Below are 24,140 nucleotides of genomic sequence, written 5' to 3'. Positions count from 1 at the left end.
ACCTCAGCTCCGGCCGGCCGGAGGCGCGAAACGCCCAATCAGGCGGTGCCGGTCGCCCGGATAGAACAGCGTCACGCAGGTGATCGGAACGCCGCCCTGCCAGGTGCGGCGCTCGACCACGAGGGCGGCGGCGCCGGGCGCCATCGACAAGAGGCCGGCGGTGTCGTCGTCCAGGTTGGCGGCGCTGATCTGGTGCTCGGCCTCGGTCCATGGAATGCGGGCCAGCAGCCAGCTCCCGGGCGGCGCCTGCGCGAAGCTCTCGCCTTCGGCTTCGGGCACACGGGCGAGGTTGATCAGCCGGCGCTCCGCCGCGAAGGGTTTGCCGCCCGCGAAATGCCGGACGCTGAGCGCCAGGAGCGGAGCGCCGGCCTTTACGCCCAGCAGCTCGGCTTCGGCCGCCGTCGCCTTGCCGCGCCGGCGCGCGACGATCTCGAAGCGGTACTCGCGCCCGCTGGCGAGGACCTCCTTCTGGATGTCGTGGATCTCCAGCACGGTCTGCTCGGAGGCGGGCGTCGCCACGAAGCTGCCCGAGCGGCGCTTGCGGATCACGAGGCCGGCCTCGGCCAGGCCCGACAGCGCCTTGTTGACGGTCATGCGCGAGCAGTCGAATTGCGCCATCAACTCATGCTCGGACGGCACCCGGTGGCCGGGAGGCCAGGCGCCCGACATGATCGCGCCCTCCAGCGCTCGCCGGATCTCGGCGTAGCGCGGGATGTTCTCCTCGGCGGTAGCCCGCTGCAGCCGATGCGGCATGCGTTCAGGCCCCGACGCGCCGAAGCACGTCCACATAACGGCGCGTGATTGCCGCGCGGCCGCGGTGGCGGCCGCCCTCCACCACCTGCTCGCCGCCCACGAACACGCTGCCGATGGCTGCGCGGCCGGCCGTGAACACATAGGCGTCGAGCCAGCGGTCGCCGGACACGGCCGCGAGGTCGGGGTGCTCGCCGTCCAGCGCCACGATGTCGGCGCGCATCCCCGGCGCGATCGCGCCGATCGGGCGACCCATCGCCCGGGCGCCGCCCGCGAGCGCGGTGTCGTAGAGGCGCCGGCCCGTGTGCTCGCCCTCGGTCAGCGCCATCATGTTGCGCCCGAGATGAGCGAGCCGCTGCGAGTATTCGAGCTGTTTCAGCTCGCCCGGGGCGGTGATCTCGATGTTGGAGTCGGTGCCGACGCCGAAGAGCCCGCCGCTTTCCCCGAAGCGCACGCCGTCAAATACCCCGTCGCCGAGGCTGCCCTCGGTGAGCGGGCAGAGGCCCGACACCGCGCCCGACTGGGCGAGGCGCAGGGTTTCGTCCGGCGTCATGTGGGTGGTGTGGATCAGGCACCAGCGCGCGTCCACGGGCGCATTGGCGAGGAGCCACTCGACCGGGCGCAGGCCAGACCATGCGACGCAGTCCTCGACCTCTTTCACCTGCTCGGCCGCATGGATGTGGACCGGGCCGTCCGGCATGGCGTCGAGTACGGCCCTGAGCTGCTCGGGCGTGACGGCGCGCAGCGAATGGGGCGCGACGCCGACGCGGGCTCCCGGGAGGCCGGCGACGGCCTTTCGGGCGCCCTCGACGAGACGCAGGAAGCGCTCCGGATCGTTCAGGAAACGACGCTGCCCCGGCACGGGCGGCTGGCCGCCGACGCCGCCCTGGGCGTAGAGGCTCGGCAGCAGCGTGAGGCCGATGCCGGTTCCGGCCGCCGCGGCCGCGATGCGCTCGCACATCTCGGCGAGGTTGGCGTAGGGCAGGCCGTCAGCGTCGTGGTGGAGATAGTGGAACTCGCCGACGGTCGTGAAGCCGCCTTCCAGCATCTCCATGTAGGCGAACGCCGCCACCGCCTCGACATCCTCGGGCGTCAGCGCGCCGAGGAAGCGGTACATGACCTGCCGCCAGGTCCAGAAGCTGTCGCCTGTCGGGCCGCGCGTTTCGGCGAGGCCCGCCATGGCGCGCTGGAAGGCGTGGCAATGGAGGTTGGGGAGGCCCGGAAGCGCGACGCCGCTCACGCGTCGGTCTGCGGCCTGCGGCGCCGCGCCGGGCGCAACGGCCTGAATCACCCCGTCCCGGACCGTTACGGCGACCTCGCGCGCCCAGCCGTCCGGCAGCAGCGCGTGATCGAAAATGAGCCTTCCCATGGGCGATCCATTCTGGTTATGTATAGACAATTAAACCGGCAAACCGGGAGGCGCGCAACCGAAATGGCGGATGGTCGGAAGCGATATGACAGGATCTGGCTTGGCGCGCGACTGCTGACGCTGGACGGAGCAGGGCCGGGCCTCGGCGCGATCGAAAACGGCGCCGTGGCCTGCCGGGACGGACGCATCGCGTTTGTGGGGCGGGAGGCCGATCTGCCGGGCGGTTGGGACGCCGCCGAACGCGTCGCCTGCGAGGGGCGCTGGATCACGCCGGGCCTCGTGGATTGCCACACGCATCTGGTTTACGGCGGCGATCGCGCGCACGAGTTCGAACTGCGGCTGGCCGGCGCTTCCTACGAGGAGATCGCGCGGGCGGGGGGCGGCATCGTCTCGACCGTGGCGGCGACGCGTGAGGCCGACGAGGATGCGCTTGTCGGGGCCGCCCTGCCGCGGCTCGACGCGCTTCTGGCCGAGGGCGTCACCACGATCGAAATCAAGTCCGGCTACGGGCTGGACGTCGCGACGGAGATGAAACAGTTGCGGGCGGCCCGCCGGCTCGCGGCGGAGCGCCCCGTATCGGTGACCACGACGCTGCTCGGCGCCCATGCGCTGCCGCCGGAGGCGAAGGGCGACAAGGCCGCTTTCATCGACCTCGTCTGCCGGGAGATGATCCCGGCCGCCGCGAACGCGGGCCTCGCCGACGCCGTGGATGCGTTCTGCGAGGGCATCGCGTTCTCGACGGACGAAACCGCGCGGGTGTTCGAGGCCGCCAAGGCGGCAGGCCTTCCGGTGAAGCTCCACGCCGACCAGCTTTCCAACCTGCACGGCGCACGGCTGGCCGCCCACCATGCCGCGCTCTCGGCCGACCATCTCGAGCACACCGACGACGAAGGCGCAGCCGCGATGGCGCGCGCCGGGACGGTTGCGGTGCTGCTGCCGGGCGCCTTCTATTTCATCCGCGAGACCAAGGTCCCGCCGGTGGCGCTGTTTCGCCGCCACGCCGTCCCGATGGCTCTGGCGACGGATTGCAATCCCGGCACCTCGCCGCTCACCTCTCTGCTGCTGACCATGAACATGGCCGCGACGCTGTTTCGCATGACCGTGGACGAGTGTCTGGCGGCCGTGACGCGGGAGGCCGCGCGGGCGTTGGGGCGCCTCGACGAGATCGGAACGCTGAGCGTCGGCAAGTCGTGCGACCTCGCGATCTGGAATATCGAGCGGCCTGCCGAACTCGTCTACCGCATGGGGTTGAACCCCCTTCACGCCCGCGTCTGGAGAGGCCGATGAGCGCCGTCGCACTAGCTCCCGGGGCCATCCCGCTCGTAGACCTTCGACGTGTATACACGGGATCACGGATTGCACTCACGCCTGATTGCCGCGCGGCCGTGGACGCGAGCAGTGCGGCGGTTGCGGCCGTGATCGCCAAGGGCGAGCCGGTCTATGGCATCAACACGGGGTTTGGCCGGCTGGCTTCGGTGCGCATCGCGGACGCCGATCTGGCGCAGCTCCAGCGCAACATCGTGCTGTCGCATGCTGCGGGAGTCGGGGAGCCGCTGCAGGCGGCCGTGGTCCGTCTCGTGATCGCGCTGAAAGCCGCCAGCCTGGCGCAAGGCGCCTCGGGCGTGCGCTGGGGAACGCTGCAGGCGCTCGTCGCCCTGCTCGACCACGACATTCTCCCTGTGATCCCGGCGCAAGGCTCCGTCGGGGCGTCGGGCGACCTGGCGCCGCTCGCCCACATGACGCTGGCGCTGATTGGCGAGGGCGAGGTCTTCACCCGCGGCGAGCGCATGCCGGCCGCGCGGGCGCTGGCGGCCGCGGGGCTCGCTCCCGTCGCGCTCGGCCCCAAGGAGGGCCTGGCGCTGCTGAACGGCACGCAGGTCTCGACCGCGCTGGCGCTGGCCGGGCTGTTCGACGCCGAGCGGGCTTTCCAGGCCGCGCTGGTGACGGGAGCGCTGTCCACCGACGCCGCCAAGGGCTCGGACGGGCCGTTTGACCCCCGCATCCACGCCTTGCGGCGCCATCGCGGTCAGATCGAAGTCGCGGACGCGTTGCGTGGGCTGATGGCGGGCTCCCCGATCCGCCAGTCGCATCTCGTCGGCGACGATCGCGTGCAGGATCCCTACTGCCTGCGTTGCCAGCCGCAGGTGATGGGCGCCTGCCTCGACCTGCTGCGGCAGGCCGCCGCGACGCTCGAGATCGAGGCGAACGGCGTCTCGGACAACCCGCTCGTGTTCGCGGACACGGGCGAAGTCATCTCCGGCGGCAATTTCCACGCCGAGCCGGTCGCCTTCGCGGCCGACATGATCGCGATGGCGATCTGCGAGATCGGATCGCTGGCCGAGCGGCGCGTCGCCATGCTGGTGGATCCGACGCTGTCGCGTCTGCCGGCGTTCCTGACTGCCCATCCGGGCCTCAACTCGGGCTTCATGATCCCGCAGGTCACGGCCGCCGCTCTGGTGTCGGAGAACAAGCAGCGCGCCTATCCGGCGAGCGTGGACTCGATCCCGACCTCCGCCAACCAGGAGGACCATGTCTCGATGGCGGCGCACGGGGCGCGGCGCCTGCTGCCCATGGCCGAGAACGCCGTCCAGGTGGTAGCGATCGAGCTTCTGGCCGCGGCACAAGGCTGCGGCTTCCATGCGCCGCTCCGCTCGAGCCCGCCGCTGGAGCGCGCCGTCGCGGCGCTGCGGGCGACCGTTCCGGCGCTTGGCGAAGATCGTTACTTTGCGCCCGACATGGCGGCCGCCGCCGGCCTCGTGCGCGGCGGCGCGCTCGCTGACGCGGTCGGCCGCGGCCTGCTGCCCAGCCTCGAGGGAGAACGCGCGTGAGCGACTGGCTGACCGTGGAGCGGCGGGATGCGCCGCTGCTGCTGAGCATCCCGCACACCGGAACCGAGATTCCTGCGCCCTTCGATCGCGGCTTGGCCTCGCCCTGGCTGGCCCGCAAGGACGCGGACTGGCACATCGAGACGCTCTACGGCTTCGCGCGCGAGCTCGGCGCCACGATTGTCCACACGGCGGTTTCGCGCACCGTGATCGACGTAAACCGCGATCCCTCGGGGGCTTCGCTGTATCCCGGGCAGGCCACCACGGAGCTGTGTCCCAGCACGAGCTTCGATGGCGAAGCTCTCTACGAGCCTGGCCACGCGCCCGACGCCGCCTCGGTCGCCGAGCGGCGGCGGCTTTATTTCGAGCCCTACCATGCGGCCCTCGGGGCCGAGCTGCAGCGGCTGCGGACGATTCACCCCAAGGTCGTGCTGTATGACTGCCACTCGATCCGCTCGGCGATCCCGCGGCTGTTCGAGGGCGAGCTGCCGAACTTCAACATCGGCACCAACGCGGGCGCGAGCTGCGATCCGTCGCTGACCGCCGCCGTGGAAGCCGCCTGCGACGGCGCGCCCTTCACCCGCGTCACAAACGGCCGTTTCAAGGGCGGCTGGATCACGCGCTTCTTTGGCGCGCCCGAGCAGGGCGTCCACGCCATCCAGATGGAGCTCGCCTGCCGGGGCTACATGCGCGAGACGCCCGGGCCGGTGCGCGAGGGCGGATGGCCGACCGCCTTCGACCCCGCCTATGCGGCCCCGATCACGGCGCGGCTGCGCGCTGCGCTGGAAGCCTGCCTGCACTTCGCCGCCGCGCGCTGACTGCTGAGGAAACGCCCATGACCCGCATCGACAACGCCCGCCGCATCAGCGCCCCCCGCGGGACCGAGATCACCGCCAAAAGCTGGCTCACCGAAGCGCCGCTGCGCATGCTGATGAACAACCTCGACGCCGAGGTCGCCGAGCGCCCGGGCGAGCTCGTGGTGTATGGCGGCATCGGCCGGGCGGCGCGCGACTGGGAGAGCTTCGACCGCATCGTGGCCGCGCTGCGGGACCTCAACGCCGACGAGACCCTGCTGGTGCAGTCCGGAAAGCCTGTCGGCGTCTTCAAGACGCATCCGGACGCCCCGCGGGTGCTGATCGCCAATTCCAATCTCGTGCCGCACTGGGCCAACTGGGACCATTTCAACGCCCTCGATCGCAAGGGCTTGATGATGTACGGCCAGATGACGGCCGGTTCCTGGATCTATATCGGCACGCAGGGCATCGTGCAGGGCACCTACGAGACCTTCGTGGAGGTCGGACGCCGGCACTATGGCGGCTCGCTGGCCGGCAAGTGGATCCTCACGGCCGGGCTCGGCGGCATGGGCGGCGCGCAGCCGCTGGCCGCCACCATGGCGGGCGCGTCCTGCCTCGCCGTGGAGTGCCAGGCGTCGCGCATCGAGATGCGGCTGCGCACGCGCTACCTCGACGTGCAAGCCAAGGATCTCGACGAGGCGCTGGCCATGATCGAGCAGTCCTGCCGCGACCGGAAGCCGCTCTCGGTGGGCGTCCTTGGCAATGCGGCCGAGATCTTCCCCGAGCTGGTGCGCCGGGGCGTGCGGCCGGACGTCGTGACCGACCAGACCTCCGCGCATGACCCGGTGAACGGCTACCTGCCCAAGGGGTGGAGCGTCGCCCAGTGGGAGAGCGAGCGGGAGTCCCATCCGCAGCAGGTCGCCACGGCGGCCAAGCGCTCCATGGCCGAGCACGTGCGCGCGATGCTGGATTTCCACCGTATGGGCGTGCCGACGCTCGACTACGGCAACAACATCCGGCAGGTCGCCAAGGAAGAGGGCGTCGCGGATGCGTTCGATTTCCCGGGCTTCGTGCCGGCCTATATCCGGCCGCTGTTCTGCCGGGGCGTCGGCCCGTTCCGCTGGGCCGCGCTGTCGGGCGACCCGGAGGACATCTACCGCACCGACGCCAAGGTGAAGGAGTTGCTGCCCGACAACGCCCACCTGCACAACTGGCTCGACATGGCGCGTGAGCGCATCAGCTTCCAGGGCCTGCCGGCGCGCATTTGCTGGGTCGGCCTCGGCGACCGGCACCGGCTCGGGCTGGCGTTCAACGAAATGGTGGCCAACGGTGAGCTGAAGGCCCCCGTCGTGATCGGGCGGGACCATCTCGATTCAGGCTCGGTGGCGTCCCCGAACCGGGAAACCGAAGCCATGAAGGACGGATCGGACGCCGTGTCGGACTGGCCGCTGCTCAACGCCCTGCTGAACTGCGCATCGGGGGCGACCTGGGTGTCGCTCCACCACGGCGGCGGGGTCGGCATGGGGTTCTCGCAGCACTCCGGCATGGTGATCGTGGCGGACGGCACGCCAGAGGCCGCCAAGCGGATCGAGAGGGTGCTGTGGAACGACCCAGCGACCGGAGTGATGCGACACGCCGATGCGGGCTACGAAGAGGCGCTGGACTGCGCGCGAGAGCAGCAGCTCAATTTACCCGGCATTCTCGGCTAATTGGAGATATTGCGATCTTTCAGAGACCGGCATAACTCAAATTCAACGGACGAAGCGCATCAACTGTTGTGAGCTCAGGCTTTCTCGCAGCCGAAAGGGAGACACAATGCCGTTGGATCGCTCTTCGCCCGTGCTCGTGATCGACGATAGCCAGATCATGACCAACATCCTGCGGAGGCTTCTCCAACAGGCGGGCTTTCGCGACGTCGATGTCGCGGTCGGCGCCCAGGCTGGGCTGAACCGCGTGGCGGAGCGGGGCTACGGCCTCGTGGTGTGTGACTGGCTCATGCCGCCCTACACGGGCGCGGACGTCAAGAACGCCATGGCGCGGCGCGCGCAGCTCGCCGCCATTCCGGTGCTGCTGATCACCGCGCAGGCAAAGTCCCACGACGTCTACGGCAACGCGCTCGGGCCCATGATCGTGAAGCCGTTCAACGCCGAAACCCTGGCGGCTCGCATCGACAGTCTGGTGGACTCCGAAGCGGCCTGACCGGCGCCGCGCTGCAGCACGTTTGTATAGACAAATAGCAGGGTCCACGCTTGAATGCCCTCATGGCCCGGCCGTTGCGACGGCGGCCTCCAGCGAGGGAGAGCGGGATGCGTAGAGAGTGGATCATGGGCGCGGCGATTGCGGCCGCGGTCGGGGCGGCTTCCCCGGCCATCGCCCAGGAAACCAAGGTGGCGATCGGCATTTCAGGCTGGACCGGCTTCGCGCCGCTGACGCTCGCCAAGGAAGCCGGCATCTTCAAGAAGAACGGCCTCGACGTCACCATCAAGAAGATCCCGCAGGCGAGCCGTCACCTCGCGGTCGCGTCCGGCGACATTCAATGCGCCGCCACAACGGTTGAAACCTATGTGGTCTGGAACGCCAATGGCGTGCCGATCAAGCAGATCTTCCAACTCGACAAGTCCTACGGCGCGGACGGCATGGTGACGCGCAACGGCATCGCGTCCATCAAAGACCTCAAGGGCAAGTCGGTGGGGGCCTCCGGCCCCGGCACGTCACCCTATTTCGTGCTCGCCTGGATGCTGAAGAAGAACGGCCTCACCTCCAAGGACGTCACTATCGTCAACATGGAGCCCGGCCCGGCCGCGCAGGCGTTTATCGCCGGCCAGAACGACGCCGCCATGACGTACGAGCCCTATCTGTCCAGCGTCCGTGAGAAGCCGGAAGCAGGCAAGATCATCGCGACCACGCTCGACTACCCGGTCGTGATGGACACGTTCGGCTGCGCGCCGAAGTTCATCGCCGAGAACGAGAAGGCCGTGAAGGCGCTGGCGGACAGCTATTTCGAGGCGCTCGAGATGATCGCCAAGGAGCCCGCCAAGGCTAACGAAATCATGGGCGCGGACGTGAAGCAGACGGGCGAGCAGTTCGCGGCCTCGTCCAAGTACCTGCGCTGGCAGGACAAGGCCGCCAACAAGGCGTTCTTCACGGGTGATTTCAAGACCTTCTCGAAGGAAGCCGCCGACCTGTTGCTCGAAGCCGGCGTGATCAAGCAGATCCCCGATCTCGACGGCCTGGCGGACACCCGCTTCATCCAGTAAGCCGCTCCGGCCGCCCGGACCCGGTTTCGGGCGGCCCCCACTCTCTCCAACGCTCCTGGTCGTCATGCCGCGCCCGCTGGCGCCCATTCCCAACACGCAGCGCGTGTTGCTGGGCGTGTCCTTTTTCGTCCTCTTCGTCGCCTGCTGGGCCTTGGCCACGCTGGGCGGCTTTGTGTCCAAGATCTTTCTCGCCGACCCCATCACGATGGTGCAGAACGGCTGGGAGCTGCTGACCAAGTTCGGCTTCGCGCGCGATATCGGCATGACGGTGTGGCGCGTGGTCGGGGGCTTCACGCTGGCCGCGCTGGTGGCGGTCCCGCTGGGGATCCTGATGGGCGCCTACAAGCCCGTGGAGGCGTTCTTCGAGCCTTTCGTGTCCTTTGCCCGCTATCTTCCGGCTTCGGCCTTTATTCCGTTGCTGATCCTCTGGGCCGGCCTGGGCGAAACCCAGAAGCTGCTGGTGATCTTTATCGGCTCGGTGTTCCAGATCGTCCTGATGGTGGCGGTGGCCGTAGGGGCGACGCGGCGCGACCTCGTGGAGGCGGCCTATACGCTCGGGGCCGGCGACCAAGGCGTGGTCAGGCGCGTGCTGATCCCCGCAAATGCGCCCGAGATCGCCGAGATCCTGCGGCTGGTGCTCGGCTGGGCCTGGACCTACGTGATCGTCGCCGAACTTATCGGCTCATCCGAAGGCATCGGCCACATGATCATCGAGAGCCAATCGCTGATGGCGACCGGCCAGATCATTTTCGGCATCATCGTGATCGGGCTCATCGGCCTGATCTCGGATTTCCTGTTCAAGGCGCTGAACCGCGGCCTCTTTCCATGGAGGCTGGCGTGAAAAGCGGATCGCTGTCGATCGAAGCCGTCTCGCGGGTATTCCCGGGCGTTCATGGCGGGGCGCCCACGCGGGCGCTGGAGCCGACGACGCTCAGCGTCGCTCCCAACGACTTCATCACCATCCTGGGGCCGTCGGGCTGTGGAAAATCGACCCTGTTGCGCATCGTGGCCGGACTGGACAGCCCGACCTCCGGGCGCGTGCTGCTGGACGGGCGTGCGGTGACGCGCCCCGGGGCCGACCGCGGCATGGTGTTCCAGAGCTACACGCTGTTTCCCTGGCTCAACGTGTTCGAGAATATCGCCTTCGGGCTCAACGAACGCGGCGTGCCGGAAGCCGAGCGCAACGCAATCGTGGAAAGCTACGTCGACAAAGTGGGGCTGCGCGGGTTCGAGCGCCACTGGCCCAAGCAACTCTCCGGCGGCATGCAGCAGCGCACCGCCATCGCGCGCGCGCTCGCGAATGATCCCGAGATCCTGCTGCTGGACGAGCCCTTCGGCGCCCTCGACAACCAGACCCGCTCACTGATGCAGGAGCTGCTGCTCGGCATCTGGGAGCGCGAGCGCAAGACGGTGCTATTCGTCACCCACGACATCGAGGAAGCGATCTTCATGGCGTCCCGCGTGCTCGTAATGAGCGCCCGCCCCGGACGGATCAAGGCCGATATCGCGGTCGACCTGCCCTACCCGCGCCATTACACGGTGAAGACGACGCCGGAGTTCTCGGCCCTCAAGGCGAGACTTACCGAGGAAATCAGGGCCGAAGCCGTGCTTGCGGCGACGGAGCACTGACGGAAGCCCCGGAAGATCGCTGTTTTTGACTGTTTTCTGTTTCTTTCGGTTCGAGGCTAATGCCGAAGTCATACGACAGCGCAGCGGCCGCATCTACTACCGCATACAACTTATGGTAAGTTGAAAGGTCCGTTATACACGCATTAACAAAGATGGGGTCCACTCTGCGCCTATCCGCTTCATGACGGATGCGCGGAGGAAACATGACGAAGCTGCTTCACGGATGCGCGGGCGCCGCCCTGGCCGCACTTTTCACCCTCTCGGGCGCGAGCGCGGGCGAGTGGGCGACCAAGGATGAGGCGCAGGCGATGGTCAAGAAGGCGGTCGCCTTCATCAAGGCCAATGGCGCCCCCAAGGCCTACGAGACCTTCACCAAGAAGAACCCGGACTTCATCGACCGCGACCTCTACGTCGTGGTCTACGGCCTCGACGGCAAGGTCCTGGCGCACGGCGCCAACGACAAGCTCGTCGGCAAGGACCTGCTCGATTCACAGGACGTCGACGGCAAGTTCTTCGTGAAGGAGCGCGTTGACCTCGCCAAGGCGAAAGGCACGTTCTGGCAGGAATACAAATTCGTGAACCCGGTGACCAAGAAGGTCGAGCCCAAGCAGATGTATTGCGAAAAGCTCGACGAAACCGCGGTTTGCGGCGGCGTGTACAAGCTCTGACGCATGAACTGACAAAACCCGGACGGCGCGGCCGTTCGGGTCCTCCTTTTTTCGAGCGTTCAACGCCAGGAAGCGTCGTCATGATCCGGTTCAAAGACCTTAGCTTGCGTTGGAAAGTGCTGACCGCTCCGGTCGGCCTCGTTCTGTCCCTCGCCTGCCTGGGCGCATTCTCGCTCTACGCTTTGGACATGACCCGCGATTCATTCCAGGACCTTGCAAAGGGCCCGATCGCGCAGGCCCGCATCGCGGGTGAATTGCAAACCGCCGCCTGGGCGACCCATGGCAGGCTGTACCGCCTGACGGCGACGGCCGCCAACGAGAGCGACCAGGCCAAGATCCAGGCCAGCGCGGCCGCCACGCTCGCGGATCTCAAGGCGCTGGGCGAAAAGGTCACGGCCACGCAGGCGACCTTCGCCAAAGAGGCTTCGGAGACCGAGGCGCTGGCCAAGCTCGACGCCGCAATGAAAACCTATTCGAAGCAGGGCAAGAACGTCGCCGACATGGCCGACAGCGACGCTGGCTCGTCCTTGATGTTCATGATGAACGCCGACCGGACGTTTCGGACACTCGAGGAGATCACCGCCAAGCTCGCGACCGACGCGCAGGCGCGCCAGACGGCCGGAACGGCCGGCATCAACGCCATCGTGGATCGCGAAATGATGCTCGTGATGGTCGTCCTGGCGCTGAGCGCACTGGTCGGCCTTGTGAGCGCCCCGATGATCGCCCGGGCGATCAGCCGCCCGGTCATCGCCATGTCGCGTGCTTTGGAGGAACTCGCCGCCGGGCGCCACGCGCAACTCGAGAAGGACCACCGCAGAGACGAGATCGGCTCGATGGCGGCGTCCTACGAGGTTCTCGCGCAGGCGCTGGAGCGCCGGTCGCACCTCGAGGCCGACAAGGCCCAGGCCGACATCGCCGTGCAGCAGCGCTCAGCCGCCATCGCCGAAATCGTACGCGAGGTCGCGACCGTGGTGGACGCCGCCGTGGCCGGCGACTTCTCGGCGCGGGCACAGGCCGCCAACGTCGATCCGGACATCAGCAAGCTCGTTGACGGCATCAACGCCATCAACACGGTGGTGGACCGCGCCACACGGGACATCGGCGGCGCGCTGGAAGCGCTCGCGCAGGGCGACCTGACCCACACGGTGGAGACGAGCTACCAGGGCCGCTTCGGCGAGCTCGCGGCGTCGCTGAACGAGACCGTCGCGCGGCTGTCCGAGACTGTGGAGACCATCCAATCAACCTCCATCGACGTGGCGGGCGCAGCGCGCGAGATCACGTCCGGAGCGGACGACCTTTCCAAGCGCACCGAAGACCAGGCGTCGTCGCTGGAACAAACCGCCGCCACCACGGAGGAACTCGCCGCGTCCGTGAAGGCGTCGGCGCAATCCTCCGCGCAGGCGGTGCGGCTGTCCGAGGAAGCCGCGCTGGTCGCGCAGGACGGCGGCGCCATCGTGACCCGTGCAGTGGACGCCATGAGCCGTATCGAGGAGGCGAGCCGCCGCATCTCGGACATCACGACCGTGATCGACGACATTGCGTTCCAGACCAACCTGCTTGCGCTGAACGCCGCCGTGGAGGCCGCTCGCGCGGGCGACGCCGGCAAGGGCTTCGCCGTGGTCGCGTCCGAGGTCCGCACGCTGGCTCAGCGCTCCAGCGAGGCCGCCAAGGACATCACGACGCTGATCAACTCGTCGGACGCCGAAGTGGCCGACGGCGTGAAGCTGGTGCGCGCCGCCGGCGATGCGCTAGGCAAGATCGTGGACGCTTCGCAACGCGTCGCCGCGACCGTGTCGGAGATATCCTCTGCCGCGGACGAACAGGCCAACGGCATCGACGAGATGAGCCAAGCCGTCGCCCACATGGACGACATGACCCAACAGAACGCCGCCCTGGCGGAGGAAAGCGCCGCTTCGGCGCAGTCCCTCGCCGGCCAGATCGCCCAGTTGAACCAGCTCGTGGCCACGTTCCGCACGCGCAGGGGCGGGCTGGCGGCGGCTTATTCCGCGCCTGCGCCGGCCGCCAGCAGGGCGGCGCCGGCGCCAGCCACCGAGCCGGCGCGCCTTCGCAAGCTCGCCCAGGATGCGTTCGCGAAGCTGGCCAAGCCGGCGCGCCCGGCCGCCGCCGCCCGCAACGCGCCTCCGCCTGCCGCGCCCGCGCCCGCCCGCGCGAGACGCGCAGGGGGAGGCGCGCAGCCGGGCGCCGGCTGGGACGAGTTCTAGCCGCGCGCCAGGCCGCACGCGCGCTTGCGCTGACGGCGGCCGATCGATGCGGTTATGATGGCGGCGCACCGGGGTGGGAGGCGCGCCGTGATGAAGCTGACGGGGATCAGGGCCTGCGTCTTCGACGCCTATGGGACGCTATTTGATTTCGCCTCCGCGGCGGCCGGCTGCGCGGACGTTCTGGGCGATCGCGCGGGGCCGCTCACCGCGCTGTGGCGCGACAAGCAGCTGCAATATGCCTGGCTGCGCAGCCTGCAGGGGCGCTACGCCGATTTTTGGCAAGTGACGGGCGACGCCCTGGATTTCAGCCTCGATGCGCTTGGCCTCGTCCAGCCCGGCCTGCGCGACAGGCTCATGGGCCTCTACGCGACCCTGCGCCCCTTCCCCGAAGTTGCAGCCATGCTGAGCACTCTGAAGAAGCGCGGCTTTGCGACCGCGATCCTGTCCAACGGCTCGCCCGACATGCTGCGCTCGGCCGTGGAGGGCGCGGGCGTCGGGCCGTGGCTCGACCACGTGCTCTCGGTCGCCGAAGTGGGCGTCTACAAGCCGCATCCCAGCGTGTACCAGCTCGCGGTGGATCGGCTGGGCGTCGCCCCGGACGCGATCGCGTTCCAATCGTCCAACGGCTGGGACGCGTATGGGGCCTCGGCCTTCGGAATGCGGGTGGTCTGGTGCAATCGCTACGGGCAGCGGCCCGAGCGGCTTCCGGGGGCGCCCGACCGCGTGATCGCCTCGCTGGCGGAGCTGCCGGACCTTCTCGAAGCGCCCGCGGCTTAGCGGACACATTGCGCGGCTGCGCGCGAGAGCGCATGATGCAGCTCGATTCAAACGATTGAAGAGCGCTGAAATGAAGACCCTGGATGTTCTCGCGATGGGCGAACCCATGATGGAGTTCAGCCAGGTCGAGCGCCAGGGCGAGAGCCTCTATCTGCCCGGTTATGGCGGCGATACCTCCAACGCCGCCATCGCGGCGGCGCGCAGCGGCGCGAAGGCGGCCTATTTCACGGCGCTGGGCGACGACCCGTTCGGCCGGCAGATCCTGGCGTTGTGGGACCGGGAGGGCGTGGACCGCTCCACGGTTCTGACGCGGCAAGGCGCTGCGACCGGGATCTATTTCATCAGCCACGACGATGCTGGCCACCACTTCAGCTATTTTCGCGCCGGTTCGGCCGCCAGCCTGGTGGACGCCTCCGCGATCCCGGAAGCGCAGATCGCCAGCGCGCGGGTGCTGCACGTCTCTGCGATCAGCCAGGCGATCTCGGACAGCGCCTGCGACGCCGTGTTCCACGCCCTGCGCTGCGCGCGGGAGGCCGGAACCACGGTCTGCTACGACACCAACCTGCGCCTGCGCCTGTGGCCGCTCGACCGGGCGCGCGCGGTGATCCACGCCGCCGTGGCGATGAGCGACATCGCCCGGCCGGGCCTGGACGACGCGCGCAAGCTCACAGGCCTCGACGCCCCGGAGGACATCTGCGCCTTCTACCTGTCGCTGGGCTGCCGCATCGTGGCGCTCACGATGGGCGTCGAAGGCGCGATGGTGGCGACGCCTGGAGAGACCCGCGTGATCCCTTGCCACATGGTCGAGGCCGTGGACGCCACCGGAGCCGGAGACGCTTTCGACGGCGCGTTTCTGGCCGAGTGGTTGCGCGGAGGCGACCCCTTCGCGGCCGCCAACTACGCCAACGCGGCCGCGGCCCTGTCGACCACCGGCTACGGGGCCGTCGCGCCGCTGCCCCGCCGGGCCGACGTGGAAGCTTTCATGGCGAGAACCTGACGGGCTGCTTCGGGCCCGGCCGACGCGGGACGCGGGATCGTGAGTTGCCGTGATCGCCGCAGCGCGCTTGACTGATCAGGTCGACGCCCGATGTGGCGATCACGGCTACCGCCGCGCCGACGTCCTGGAGACACAATGCCGATGTTCCGTCCGCCGCCGATCGCCCCGTCCGAGATCACGCCCCAGTCCGTTTTCCTGGACCGCCGGCGCTTCATGCAGGGCGCCGCCGCTCTCGGGGCGCTCGGGGCTGGAGGCGGCAGCGCCCTGGCGGCGCCGGCCGCGCTCGCGGCTCCCCGCAACGCCGCCTTCAGCGTTGACGCGGAGCCCACGCCCAAAAAGCTCGTCACCGGCTACAACAACTACTACGAGTTCGGGACCGGCAAATACGACCCGGCAGCGTCCGCCGACCAGATGAAGACACGGCCGTGGACCATCGAGGTCGGCGGCGAGGTCGAGAAACCGCAGACCATCGACATCGAGGCGCTGCTGAAGATGCAGCTGCAAGAGCGCGTCTATCGCTTCCGCTGCGTCGAGGCGTGGTCGATGGTGGTGCCGTGGGTGGGCCTGGAGTTCAACCAGCTGGCCAAGATGGTGGGGCCGACCAGCAAGGCCAAATACGTGAAGTTCACCACCGCGATGCAGCCCGAGACCATGCCGGGGCTGCGCGTGCCTGTGCTGGACTGGCCCTATGTGGAGGGCCTGCGGATCGACGAGGCCATGCATCCGCTCACGTTGCTGACGCTGGGCGTTTACGGCGAAATCCTGCCGAACCAGAACGGCGCGCCGGTGCGGATCATCGTTCCGTGGAAATACGGCTTCAAGAGCGTGAAATCGATCGTCAAGATCGAGTTCGTGGAGCAGCAGCCGGGCACCGCCTGGAACAAGGCCGCCGCGAATGAATACGGCTTCTATTCCAACGTGAACCCGAACGTCGATCACCCGCGCTGGACGCAAAAACGCGAGCGGGCCCTGCCGGCCCTGTTTGCGAGCCGCCAGACGGAGATCTTCAACGGCTACGGGGATCAGGTCGCGTCGCTTTATGCGGGCATGGACCTGAAGTCGAACTTCTGATGGCGATGCGGCTCAAGCGCCGGGCGCGGGCGGCCACAGCCTGATGGCGAACGCAGCCCTTGCCGATAAACCAGCTGCGCGGCGCGGCGCGCCCAAGCCCGCGCGTGGCCCGGACTGGGTGCGCTGGTCGAAGCCGGTCGTGCTGCTGGCCGGGCTGATCCCGGTCGCCCGGCTCGTGTATGGCGTGTTCGGGAATCCCGATCTGCTGGGCGCCAACCCGGCCGAGACGATCGAGCACACCACCGGCGACTGGTGCCTCTACTTCCTGCTGATCACCCTGTCGGTGACGCCGCTTCGCCGCCTCACTGGTTGGAACTGGTTGATTAAGTTCCGGCGCATGCTCGGGCTGTTCGCCTTTTTCTACGGGTTCATCCACCTGATGGCCTATCTGGGCTTCGACATGGTGTTCGACGCCGAGGCGATCGTGAAGGACATCTGGAAGCGTCCCTTCGTGACCGTGGGGTTCGCGGCCCTGCTGCTGATGACCCCGCTCGCGATCACGTCGACGCGCGGCTGGGTGCTACGCCTCGGCGGGCCGCGCTGGGCGCGGCTGCACCAGCTCATCTACGTGGTCGCGACGCTTGGTGTGCTGCACTACTGGTGGCTGGTGAAGCGGGACCTGACCTGGCCGATCATCTTCGCGGCGATGCTCGCGATATTGCTGGGCTGGCGGGTCTACATGAAGGTCCGCAAGCGTCCAAGCGCGCGACGCGCCGCCGCCTGAGCGAGCGCCGGGAACCGCACGGAAGACAGTTGTGCGATCCGGCACGTCGCCCCGGCCCGGATCGCGGCAATCTGGCCTCCAGGAAGCCGACGGCTTCGGGAGGACCTGATGAACGCCGCATTGCATCGCCCAGCAGTCGCCCGGGACAGCATTCGCCTGATCGTCCGGATCGTCGCCGTGCTGGCGGCAGGCTTGCTGACAGGCGCCATCCTTGGCTTCGGGGCGGTCGCGACCTACGACATGCTGCGCGTGAACCAGCCCCTGCTTTATAGCGCGGACTAGATTGGCCGCTTTTCGCAACCGCCCTTAATCTCGTGACAATCGGTTAAGCTTATTTCGCTAGCCTTGTGACACGTTGCTTTAGGGATTGCGCCCAAATGAATTGTGCAACTTATGCGCGCGCCGTTTCGCTCGGCCCGCTCTTGCTCGCGATCACTGCGACTCACGCCTGGTCTGGTGAGATCACAATTCCCGGAACCGGCGACGGCGTGGAGATGCTTCGCGCGATCGGCACCGCGTTCGCGGGGGAGATGCCCACAGTGACGGTGACGTTGCCGCCGAGCATCGGCTCGGGCGGCGCCGTGGTGTCGGTTGCGTCCGATCGCGAGGTCATTGGCCGCGTCGCGCGGTCGTTGTCCGATTCCGAGCGCGCGCAGGGTCTGATGCTGAGCCCTGTCGTCAAGGTCCCGTCCGCGTTCTTTACCCATCCGGGCGTGCGCATGGGGGGACTGACCAGCGCCCAGCTGGCCGGCATCTATGCGGGCGCAATCTCCAATTGGCAGGACGTCGGCGGCCCGGACATGCGCATCAAGGTGGTGCGCCGGGAGGATGGCGACAGCACCCTCGGGGTGTTGCGCAATTCCATGCCGGGGTGGAAGGACCTTGTTATCACGGCGAAGTCCAAAACCGCGTTGACCACCCAGGAGGCTGTCGAGACCGTCCGGTCGGTGGAGGGCGCTATCGGCTTTGGACCCTATTCGGCGCTGCTGCGCGATGCCGTCAACGTGCTCAAGATCGACGATCGGGCGCCCACTGAACCGGCCTATCCGAGCGCGGTGACGATCGGCCTGATCTACAAGCCCCAGACCGTCTCGGCCGAAGCGTCCGCTTTCATCCGTTACTCCACCGGCGAGAAGGCCCAACGGATCGTCGGCAGCCTCGGCGGCGTCGCTCCGACGCCCTGACGGCCGCCGTTGCCCCTTCTCCGATCCATCAGCGCAAGGATACTGGCCGTCACCGTCGGGGTGACCGGGCTGGCGCTGATCGCGCTTGTGGCCGGCACGGTGGTTCGCGTCGAACGGAGCCTTGCCGAGCAGTCCACCGAGTTGGCCCGCCTGTCCGTAGAGAAGCTGTCGGACGGGATGCGCAGCCAGGCACATCTGGCGAAGGCGCGCCTCGACACGCTTCAGAAGGATGTCGCCCGTCGGCTCGGGATGGTGGCCCAGCGCACCGACGTGATGCGGGCCGTCCAGTCGCGAAATGTCGCCAACATCAGCGAAACCCTGGATGCGGCTGGTCGCGCCGCGAATCTGGGGCTCATCGCGGTTGTGGACGACAAGATTCACGTGGTCGGCTCGTCGTCCAAGCAGGCGGACCTGCTTCGGGTCGACCAGGAACTGCGGCGCACGTCCCTGCTCGAGAGCGTCGCCGGGCTGATGGCCGACAACCAGAAATCCGCTCCACGCTCACTGAGCGAAATGCGGCTGCTGGACGCCGCCACGGCGCACCAGCTGGGCATGGGCCAGAAACCCGTACTGGCCATGATTTTCATTGAGCCCATGTTCGACGATTTCGGCGACGTGACGTCCCTGCTGATCGGCTTCCGGCCGCTCCGGTCGCCGGAGACCGTGCTGGACGAGTTTTCGCAGCTCACCGGGTCCGGCGTCTTCGTCGAAGTCGAGGATCAGATCATCTCGGTAGCGGGAGTTCCCGCCGACGGGCTTCGGCTGCGGCGGATGGACGGCACGCGCCTTCTCGAAACCGAAAACGGTCTCTATGTCGGAAGCTGCGCGGCGCTGGTCGACGCCGTCCAGGTCTGCGCGTTGGCGCCGCGAGGCGACATCTACACGTTGCGCGACGAGACCGTCCGGATCGGCGAGGCCCATGCGCGGCGGCTCAACACCTGGCTGGCGGGCGCAGGCCTGTTCGCCATCGTGATGGCGGGCTGCCTGATGATGCTGATGGCGGGGGGCATGGCCAAGGCTTTGCGGCAGATCACCAACGCAGTCGCGGCAGTCGCGCAGGGCGACTGGCGCGCTACCGTGAGCGGCGCCGAACGCAGGGACGAAATCGGATCGATCGCGCGGGCCGTGCAGCTTGTGCAACGCTCGCTCGAGGAGCGCGACCGGCTGCGGTCCGACGTGGCGGGCGCCGAACTGGTGCGCAAGCGCAGCGCCTCGCTGGAAGCCGCCATCCAGCGGTTTGACTCCTCCATGCGCTCGGTGATGAACGGCATCCAGGGCTGTGTTCATTCCATGAACAACTCGGCGCAAAGCCTCGACGGCATCTCGCGCAACGCCCGCGACGAGGCCGGGGTGACGGCCCGGGCGTCCAAGCAGACGACCACGTCCGTGATGGTCGTGGACGCCGCGACCGGTCAGTTGACGGACGCCATCCGGAGCGTGTCCGGCCGCGTCAGCGCGGCGGCAGACGTGGTGGTGCACGGCAACGACATCGCGCTGGACGCCACCCGCAAGGTTGGCAGCCTGTTGGAAGCCGCCGACCAGATTGGGGCCGTGGTGCGCCTGATCGAGGGGATCGCCTCCCAAACCAACCTGCTGGCCCTCAACGCCACCATCGAGGCGGCGCGCGCCGGCGAGGCCGGCCGGGGCTTCGCGGTGGTGGCCAGCGAGGTCAAGGCGCTGGCGGGCGAAACCGGCAAGGCGACCGACGTCATCGCCGGCAAGGTGGCGGCGATCCAGGACGCCACCAACGACGCCGTGCGATCCATCGAGATGATCGCACAGTCGTTCTCGGATGTGCTGACGCAGACCACCACGATCCGGCACGTCGTGCGCGACCAGTCGGAAGCCACAGAGCAGATCGCCGAAAGCGTGTCGTCGGCATTCGAGGGAGCCGGGGCGCTCTGCGCCAGCGTCGAGAAGCTCAGCGCTACCGTCGAGGACGCTCGGGCGGCGACCGTCGACGTTGTCGGCATGGCGGCGCGCATGACTGACGAGGCGCGTCAGCTGGACCAGGCCGTGCGGTCCTTCCTGGCGGATGTGGCGGCGTCCTGAGGCCACCCTATGGGCGGCACCGCGTTCCTCCGGCAGGCTTTCAGAAAATCGCGCTTCAGGCGCCGCGCCCGTTTTGGAGAAGACGAACGCCACCGAGGATCCGCTCGCGCCAGGTCGGAGCCGTCGGCTTGATGGTGAACGGGTCGGCGACGCATTGCGCCCCGGCCTCTTGGGCCAGCGCGGCGACAGCCGCCGTCATCGCCGGGGCGCCGGCCACATGGACGGTGGCGCTCGGATCAAGCGGAGGCAGGGCGTCGGTCGGCCGCCCGGCCCGGATGTCCGCAAAGGCGGGCGCGCCGCTGCAGGTCAACGTCAGGTCGCGAACGCCCCGCGCGGCAAGCCAGGCGAAGGCGTGGCGCATGTAGAGATCGAGGGGGTCGCGGGCGCCGGCGATCATCGTCAGGGGCCGGTCGGGCTGGCCCAGGCGCGCCGCCACGGCGATGGACCAGATCGGCGCAAAGCCGGTGCCGCTCGCCACCAGCACCAGCGGCCCGGAACCCTGGCGCAGCCACGCATGGCCGAATGGGCCGCGCACCTTCAGGCGCGCGCCCTCCCGGATGGTGGAGCCAAGTGCGCCCGACAGCCGACCGCCGGGATAGCGGCGGATATGGAAATAAAGGCGGTTCTCGTCCGCCTCGCCGCCAAGCCCAAGCGTTGGGCTGTAGTCCCGCTCCGGAAGGCCCTTGAAGCCGAGCTTCACATATTGGCCGGGCAGGTAGCGCAGGGGCGCGTCGGTCTCGATCACCACCTCGACGATGGAGGGCGACAACGGCCTGATCGCAAAGATCACGCCGGCGAGCGCCACAACGGCCGGGACCTCCTCGAAGGTGATCGCGGCCGGACCCGTAATGGTGGCCTGGCAGCCCAGCACGGTGTCGCGCACGCGGGTGCCGTTGTCGTCGACGCCCGACGGCGCCGTCACCCGGCAGGTGTCGCACTGGCCGGTGCAGCAATCATGCGGCATCGGGATGCGCGCCGCCAGGGCGGCGTCGAGGAGGGTGGCCCCGATACGCGTGGCCACGGTTCGTCCGTTGATGCTGATGTGGGCTGTCGAAGACATGCGAAAGTGATCCCGGGCGGCGCGCCAGATGGTGGGTGGGAGGCCGGCGTCGTGAAAGGCCTGAGCCTCACGGCAGCGACAGCACCACCGGCCGCATGTGCCGGGTATGGCGTGTCTGGTTATGGTCAAAAGCCGAGACGTAGACGTAGATCGGCTTGTCTTTGGTGAAGGCGATGTCGAACCTGCTGCCGGTCTGGAGCGCCCGGCTGGTTTCGAGCGTCCAGTACCCGTCCTTCCACGCCGCCGCGCCCAGCACATCGGCGCGATCGCCCGCATAGGCGCCCTGGATCAGGACGCCCGGCATCACGGTTCCGACCGGGATCTTGTCGTCCAGCTCCTTGCTGTAAGGAACGACTTCGTCCTCGGTCATCCACCAGCGCGAGCCCTCGTCGTTGCTCTTGTTGACGTCGAGATGCAGCGCGCCCATGGCCCGCGTGGTGGCGGCGGGGTCTTTCGGCAGCTTCAGCACGGTCACGGGCCCACGATAGCCGCCAGGGGCTTCCCCCTTGTAGTTATAGACGTAGAAGCCCGCCCCGGGATCGTTGTCGTAGCCGGCCTGGTAGCGCGCCTTGCCGGCCGCCATGGCCTCGTTCGCGGCGTTGGGCGGCCCGAAATACATGTCGTCCACGCGTCCCAGCATGCCGCCGCGTGAAGCTTTCCACTGCCACACGTCCGCGTATTCGCCATCCGTCGTGTAGTGGTAGCCGCGGCCGTGGACGGGCTTCGGCGCGCCCGGCAGCGGGTTGGGGCCCATATGGGTGGAACCGCCGTTTCCGAACGCATCCGAGTGCGTGAACATCACCGCGAACTTGTCTTCGTAGAAGTCGGTGACGTCGGCGATGTCGGCGTCGTGGCCGAGCATGCGCCAGCCGTCCTCGCGCTTGATCAGCGGCAGGCGCATCAGCGAGCGGGTGGGGTCCTCCCAGCGGAACGCGAAGTAGATCTTCTGCCCGTCCTCGATCGCCCGCAATTCGACAGTCGAATGTCCCGGGCGCCCGATGGTCGAGCCCTGCTCGGTGCGTACGCGAACCGGCTTGGCCGCGGACCAGAGCGCCTCGTCGAGCCTGCCGTCCAGCGTGGGGGCGCTGGCGACGCGGGCGACCACGAGCGTGTCACGGGTCGTGAGATCGATCGCAACCGCGCCGGCCGCGACCGGGACGCCGACCGCTATTGCGACCAGGAACGGCCGCGGCCGCAGGGCCTTGGTTTTCGCCAGCGCCGTCGGCTTGAACAGCCGCAGCAGCTGGTCGAGGCCGCCATACATGAAATGCGTGAAGACGTGGACGCCAATATAGACCAGCGTCCCGGTGGCCAGCAGGCCGTGCACTGGGATAATCCAGCCGCCAAAGCCGGCATAAAGCGCCACGCCGGTCGCGGTGAGCGCCGCCAGCACCGCATAGATCACCCAATGCAGGATGACGTTGAGGGCGTTCCAGCGCAGGCGCAGGGCGGCCGGGAGTGTGATCACGCGCGCCCGCGCGGGCGCAATGCGGGCGAGCAGGCCCGCGCGCTTCATGTAGATCGCGTAGGCGCTCGCGCAAAAAAACAGCCCCAACCCGGCGACAAAGTGCCAGGTCCAAATCTCGCCTTGGGGGAGGACGGACCAGAGCGCCTTGCCGACGATCGAATCCGGCGAGTCGCCGCCGATTCGCAGACCGGTGGCGAGGCTCACCACGACGGCGATCGCGGTGGCCCAGTGCAGCACGATGGTGCCTACGTCCGAGCGGGGCTTGCCGGGCGCGCGCTGCCTGTTGTTGCGGGCGTCGACCGGCCGGGCGCCCTCAGACGCCGCGGCTGGAGTCACGAACTCGTTCATGCAATCTCTCCGTTAATCGATTCGTGTTTACAACCAGTCCCAACCAAAAAAATTTCGGCTTGTACTTCTTTCGCTTCAAACGTTACGCTGATTTTTCGCCGTCGTAATCTGGCGCAGAAATCACGATAAGCTATTATCCTTGATGTGAAGTTATCAATACTGAAGATCTGCAATACATCTAACGATTGCATTTCGTGTTCATGCTCGTATTACGGAAACGCCGTTCTTTTGACATGATCGTTTGCAACTTGCGCGAGCATTCTCCGTTGAAAGGCCTTGCGTTTGCGCTCCCTCGCCACCTTCGTTGTGCTGGCCGCCTTGGCGGCTTCGCCTCCTGGGGCCTTTGCGGCCCAGGCCCGCAAAAACGCCGCGCCATCTGAATCAGCCGCCATGGCGGCCTGGATCTCGGCGTTCCGGAAGGCCGAAGGCCTTGGCCCCGTGACGGCAGATCCCACACTCGTGCGGGCCGCGGCCGCCCAGGCGCTCGGGATGGCTCGGGCGGGGCAGATGTCGCACGAGATCGCCGGAAGCTTTCCGAGCCGCCTCAAGGCCGCGGGCGTTCAGGCCTATGCGGCGTCCGAGAACGTCGCGATGGGGCAGACTTCGCCAGCCGAGGCGTTCGAGGGATGGAAAGCGTCTTCCGGCCACCGCAAGAACTTGCTGATGTCGGGCGCGACCCGCATCGGCTTCGCGCACGCGCCGGGTCCCGGACCGCGCGGCACGGTCCAGTACTGGGCGCTCGTGCTCGCCGGGCCCGAGCCGCGGGCGGACCAGCCGCCACCCGGCGCGGCCGTGATGCCGGGGTTCTGGTGGGGCAGCGGACGCCCCTGACGACCGAGGGGCGAAACAGCACCCCGCGCCCAAACAAGCGTCGTCGCTACCGTATCGTTAAGAACCACAACTTAAGGTTGTGAAGCTTTCCTCCGATGCGGCGGCTTCACGACC

At 68.1% G+C, this 24,140-nt stretch carries 22 protein-coding genes; 18 read left to right on the top strand and 4 right to left on the bottom strand.

All coding sequences use genetic code 11. From position 1 onward, the window contains the following. Nucleotides 1–3: 3 nt before the first annotated feature. The gene (gene hutC / locus IEV99_RS00730; RefSeq protein WP_188515828.1) at nt 4–753 is read right to left on the bottom strand and encodes a histidine utilization transcriptional repressor HutC; all 750 of its coding nucleotides are present in this window, start codon (nt 751–753) and stop codon (nt 4–6) included. Nucleotides 754–757: 4 nt separating this feature from the next. Then, nucleotides 758–2,119 carry a formimidoylglutamate deiminase gene (locus IEV99_RS00725; protein WP_188515827.1) on the bottom strand — a complete coding sequence of 454 codons (1,362 nt, stop codon included), beginning with the start codon at nt 2,117–2,119 and terminating at the stop codon, nt 758–760. Between the two features lie 63 nt (nt 2,120–2,182). On the opposite strand from IEV99_RS00725, the gene hutI reads away from it, so the two are divergent. From hutI to IEV99_RS00640, 17 genes are all read left to right on the top strand, one after another. Continuing rightward, nucleotides 2,183–3,406, top strand: a complete 1,224-nt coding sequence (gene hutI / locus IEV99_RS00720; protein ID WP_188515826.1) for an imidazolonepropionase — start codon at nt 2,183–2,185, stop codon at nt 3,404–3,406. Then, on the top strand, nt 3,403–4,947 hold the full coding sequence (gene hutH, locus IEV99_RS00715; RefSeq protein WP_188515825.1) for a histidine ammonia-lyase: 1,545 nt from the start codon (nt 3,403–3,405) through the stop codon (nt 4,945–4,947). Before hutI ends, hutH begins: the two co-directional genes overlap by 4 nt. Beyond that, nucleotides 4,944–5,762 carry an N-formylglutamate deformylase gene (gene hutG / locus IEV99_RS00710; RefSeq protein WP_188515824.1) on the top strand — a complete coding sequence of 273 codons (819 nt, stop codon included), beginning with the start codon at nt 4,944–4,946 and terminating at the stop codon, nt 5,760–5,762. Before hutH ends, hutG begins: the two co-directional genes overlap by 4 nt. 17 nt (nt 5,763–5,779) lie before the next feature. Then, nucleotides 5,780–7,447 (top strand): urocanate hydratase, encoded by a 1,668-nt coding sequence (gene hutU / locus IEV99_RS00705; protein ID WP_188515823.1) that lies wholly within the window; start codon nt 5,780–5,782, stop codon nt 7,445–7,447. A gap of 106 nt (nt 7,448–7,553) precedes the next feature. Continuing rightward, the gene (locus IEV99_RS00700; protein ID WP_188515822.1) at nt 7,554–7,937 is read left to right on the top strand and encodes a response regulator; all 384 of its coding nucleotides are present in this window, start codon (nt 7,554–7,556) and stop codon (nt 7,935–7,937) included. Between the two features lie 107 nt (nt 7,938–8,044). Then, nucleotides 8,045–8,995 (top strand): ABC transporter substrate-binding protein, encoded by a 951-nt coding sequence (locus tag IEV99_RS00695; protein ID WP_188515821.1) that lies wholly within the window; start codon nt 8,045–8,047, stop codon nt 8,993–8,995. A gap of 64 nt (nt 8,996–9,059) precedes the next feature. Then, entirely contained in the window at nt 9,060–9,836 is a 777-nt protein-coding gene (locus IEV99_RS00690) for an ABC transporter permease (RefSeq protein ID WP_188515820.1), read from the top strand. Beyond that, nucleotides 9,821–10,624 (top strand): ABC transporter ATP-binding protein, encoded by an 804-nt coding sequence (locus IEV99_RS00685; protein WP_188515819.1) that lies wholly within the window; start codon nt 9,821–9,823, stop codon nt 10,622–10,624. Before IEV99_RS00690 ends, IEV99_RS00685 begins: the two co-directional genes overlap by 16 nt. 203 nt (nt 10,625–10,827) lie before the next feature. Beyond that, the gene (locus IEV99_RS00680; protein WP_188515818.1) at nt 10,828–11,292 is read left to right on the top strand and encodes a cache domain-containing protein; all 465 of its coding nucleotides are present in this window, start codon (nt 10,828–10,830) and stop codon (nt 11,290–11,292) included. Nucleotides 11,293–11,372: 80 nt separating this feature from the next. Continuing rightward, nucleotides 11,373–13,514: a methyl-accepting chemotaxis protein gene (locus tag IEV99_RS00675; protein WP_188515817.1), complete on the top strand. Its 2,142-nt coding sequence runs from the start codon at nt 11,373–11,375 to the stop codon at nt 13,512–13,514. 90 nt (nt 13,515–13,604) lie between these two features. Continuing rightward, nucleotides 13,605–14,291: a haloacid dehalogenase type II gene (locus IEV99_RS00670; protein ID WP_188515816.1), complete on the top strand. Its 687-nt coding sequence runs from the start codon at nt 13,605–13,607 to the stop codon at nt 14,289–14,291. A 70-nt stretch (nt 14,292–14,361) separates the two neighbouring features. Further along, nucleotides 14,362–15,288 (top strand): sugar kinase, encoded by a 927-nt coding sequence (locus IEV99_RS00665; RefSeq protein ID WP_188515815.1) that lies wholly within the window; start codon nt 14,362–14,364, stop codon nt 15,286–15,288. A 135-nt stretch (nt 15,289–15,423) separates the two neighbouring features. Beyond that, the gene (gene msrP, locus IEV99_RS00660; protein ID WP_188515814.1) at nt 15,424–16,359 is read left to right on the top strand and encodes a protein-methionine-sulfoxide reductase catalytic subunit MsrP; all 936 of its coding nucleotides are present in this window, start codon (nt 15,424–15,426) and stop codon (nt 16,357–16,359) included. Between the two features lie 43 nt (nt 16,360–16,402). Next, nucleotides 16,403–17,083 carry a protein-methionine-sulfoxide reductase heme-binding subunit MsrQ gene (msrQ, locus tag IEV99_RS00655; RefSeq protein WP_188515813.1) on the top strand — a complete coding sequence of 227 codons (681 nt, stop codon included), beginning with the start codon at nt 16,403–16,405 and terminating at the stop codon, nt 17,081–17,083. A gap of 108 nt (nt 17,084–17,191) precedes the next feature. Further along, entirely contained in the window at nt 17,192–17,365 is a 174-nt protein-coding gene (locus IEV99_RS00650; RefSeq protein ID WP_188515812.1) for a hypothetical protein, read from the top strand. Nucleotides 17,366–17,460: 95 nt separating this feature from the next. Next, entirely contained in the window at nt 17,461–18,267 is an 807-nt protein-coding gene (locus IEV99_RS00645; RefSeq protein WP_188515811.1) for a PstS family phosphate ABC transporter substrate-binding protein, read from the top strand. A 9-nt stretch (nt 18,268–18,276) separates the two neighbouring features. After that, nucleotides 18,277–20,319, top strand: coding sequence for a methyl-accepting chemotaxis protein (locus tag IEV99_RS00640; RefSeq protein ID WP_188515810.1), 2,043 nt, complete (start codon nt 18,277–18,279; stop codon nt 20,317–20,319). Nucleotides 20,320–20,374: 55 nt separating this feature from the next. Here IEV99_RS00640 and IEV99_RS00635 read toward each other — a convergent pair whose 3' ends face one another. Beyond that, on the bottom strand, nt 20,375–21,379 hold the full coding sequence (locus tag IEV99_RS00635; protein WP_188515809.1) for a 2Fe-2S iron-sulfur cluster binding domain-containing protein: 1,005 nt from the start codon (nt 21,377–21,379) through the stop codon (nt 20,375–20,377). Between the two features lie 67 nt (nt 21,380–21,446). Next, nucleotides 21,447–23,195 (bottom strand): ethylbenzene dehydrogenase-related protein, encoded by a 1,749-nt coding sequence (locus IEV99_RS00630; RefSeq protein WP_188515808.1) that lies wholly within the window; start codon nt 23,193–23,195, stop codon nt 21,447–21,449. Between the two features lie 276 nt (nt 23,196–23,471). On the opposite strand from IEV99_RS00630, the gene IEV99_RS00625 reads away from it, so the two are divergent. Then, the gene (locus tag IEV99_RS00625) at nt 23,472–24,026 is read left to right on the top strand and encodes a CAP domain-containing protein (RefSeq protein WP_188515807.1); all 555 of its coding nucleotides are present in this window, start codon (nt 23,472–23,474) and stop codon (nt 24,024–24,026) included. Nucleotides 24,027–24,140: the final 114 nt, after the last annotated feature.

Origin of the sequence: Alsobacter metallidurans (genome assembly GCF_014636935.1) — a bacterium.
In the GTDB taxonomy this organism is placed as follows: domain Bacteria; phylum Pseudomonadota; class Alphaproteobacteria; order Rhizobiales; family Beijerinckiaceae; genus Alsobacter; species Alsobacter metallidurans.
The sequence above is the reverse complement of the archived record's forward strand: the minus strand, read 5'-3'. Positions and strand labels throughout refer to the sequence as shown.

Bases quoted from the DNA above. Each gene is read 5' to 3' on its own strand.
- hutC (WP_188515828.1), bottom strand. From the start codon at position 753: ATGCCGCATCGGCTGCAGCGGGCTACCGCCGAGGAGAACATCCCGCGC.
- IEV99_RS00725 (WP_188515827.1), bottom strand. From the start codon at position 2,119: ATGGGAAGGCTCATTTTCGATCACGCGCTGCTGCCGGACGGCTGGGCG.
- hutI (WP_188515826.1), top strand. From the start codon at position 2,183: ATGGCGGATGGTCGGAAGCGATATGACAGGATCTGGCTTGGCGCGCGA.
- hutH (WP_188515825.1), top strand. From the start codon at position 3,403: ATGAGCGCCGTCGCACTAGCTCCCGGGGCCATCCCGCTCGTAGACCTT.
- hutU (WP_188515823.1), top strand. From the start codon at position 5,780: ATGACCCGCATCGACAACGCCCGCCGCATCAGCGCCCCCCGCGGGACC.
- IEV99_RS00700 (WP_188515822.1), top strand. From the start codon at position 7,554: ATGCCGTTGGATCGCTCTTCGCCCGTGCTCGTGATCGACGATAGCCAG.
- IEV99_RS00695 (WP_188515821.1), top strand. From the start codon at position 8,045: ATGCGTAGAGAGTGGATCATGGGCGCGGCGATTGCGGCCGCGGTCGGG.
- IEV99_RS00690 (WP_188515820.1), top strand. From the start codon at position 9,060: ATGCCGCGCCCGCTGGCGCCCATTCCCAACACGCAGCGCGTGTTGCTG.
- IEV99_RS00685 (WP_188515819.1), top strand. From the start codon at position 9,821: ATGGAGGCTGGCGTGAAAAGCGGATCGCTGTCGATCGAAGCCGTCTCG.
- IEV99_RS00680 (WP_188515818.1), top strand. From the start codon at position 10,828: ATGACGAAGCTGCTTCACGGATGCGCGGGCGCCGCCCTGGCCGCACTT.
- IEV99_RS00675 (WP_188515817.1), top strand. From the start codon at position 11,373: ATGATCCGGTTCAAAGACCTTAGCTTGCGTTGGAAAGTGCTGACCGCT.
- IEV99_RS00670 (WP_188515816.1), top strand. From the start codon at position 13,605: ATGAAGCTGACGGGGATCAGGGCCTGCGTCTTCGACGCCTATGGGACG.
- IEV99_RS00665 (WP_188515815.1), top strand. From the start codon at position 14,362: ATGAAGACCCTGGATGTTCTCGCGATGGGCGAACCCATGATGGAGTTC.
- msrP (WP_188515814.1), top strand. From the start codon at position 15,424: ATGCCGATGTTCCGTCCGCCGCCGATCGCCCCGTCCGAGATCACGCCC.
- msrQ (WP_188515813.1), top strand. From the start codon at position 16,403: ATGGCGAACGCAGCCCTTGCCGATAAACCAGCTGCGCGGCGCGGCGCG.
- IEV99_RS00650 (WP_188515812.1), top strand. From the start codon at position 17,192: ATGAACGCCGCATTGCATCGCCCAGCAGTCGCCCGGGACAGCATTCGC.
- IEV99_RS00645 (WP_188515811.1), top strand. From the start codon at position 17,461: ATGAATTGTGCAACTTATGCGCGCGCCGTTTCGCTCGGCCCGCTCTTG.
- IEV99_RS00635 (WP_188515809.1), bottom strand. From the start codon at position 21,379: ATGTCTTCGACAGCCCACATCAGCATCAACGGACGAACCGTGGCCACG.
- IEV99_RS00630 (WP_188515808.1), bottom strand. From the start codon at position 23,195: ATGAACGAGTTCGTGACTCCAGCCGCGGCGTCTGAGGGCGCCCGGCCG.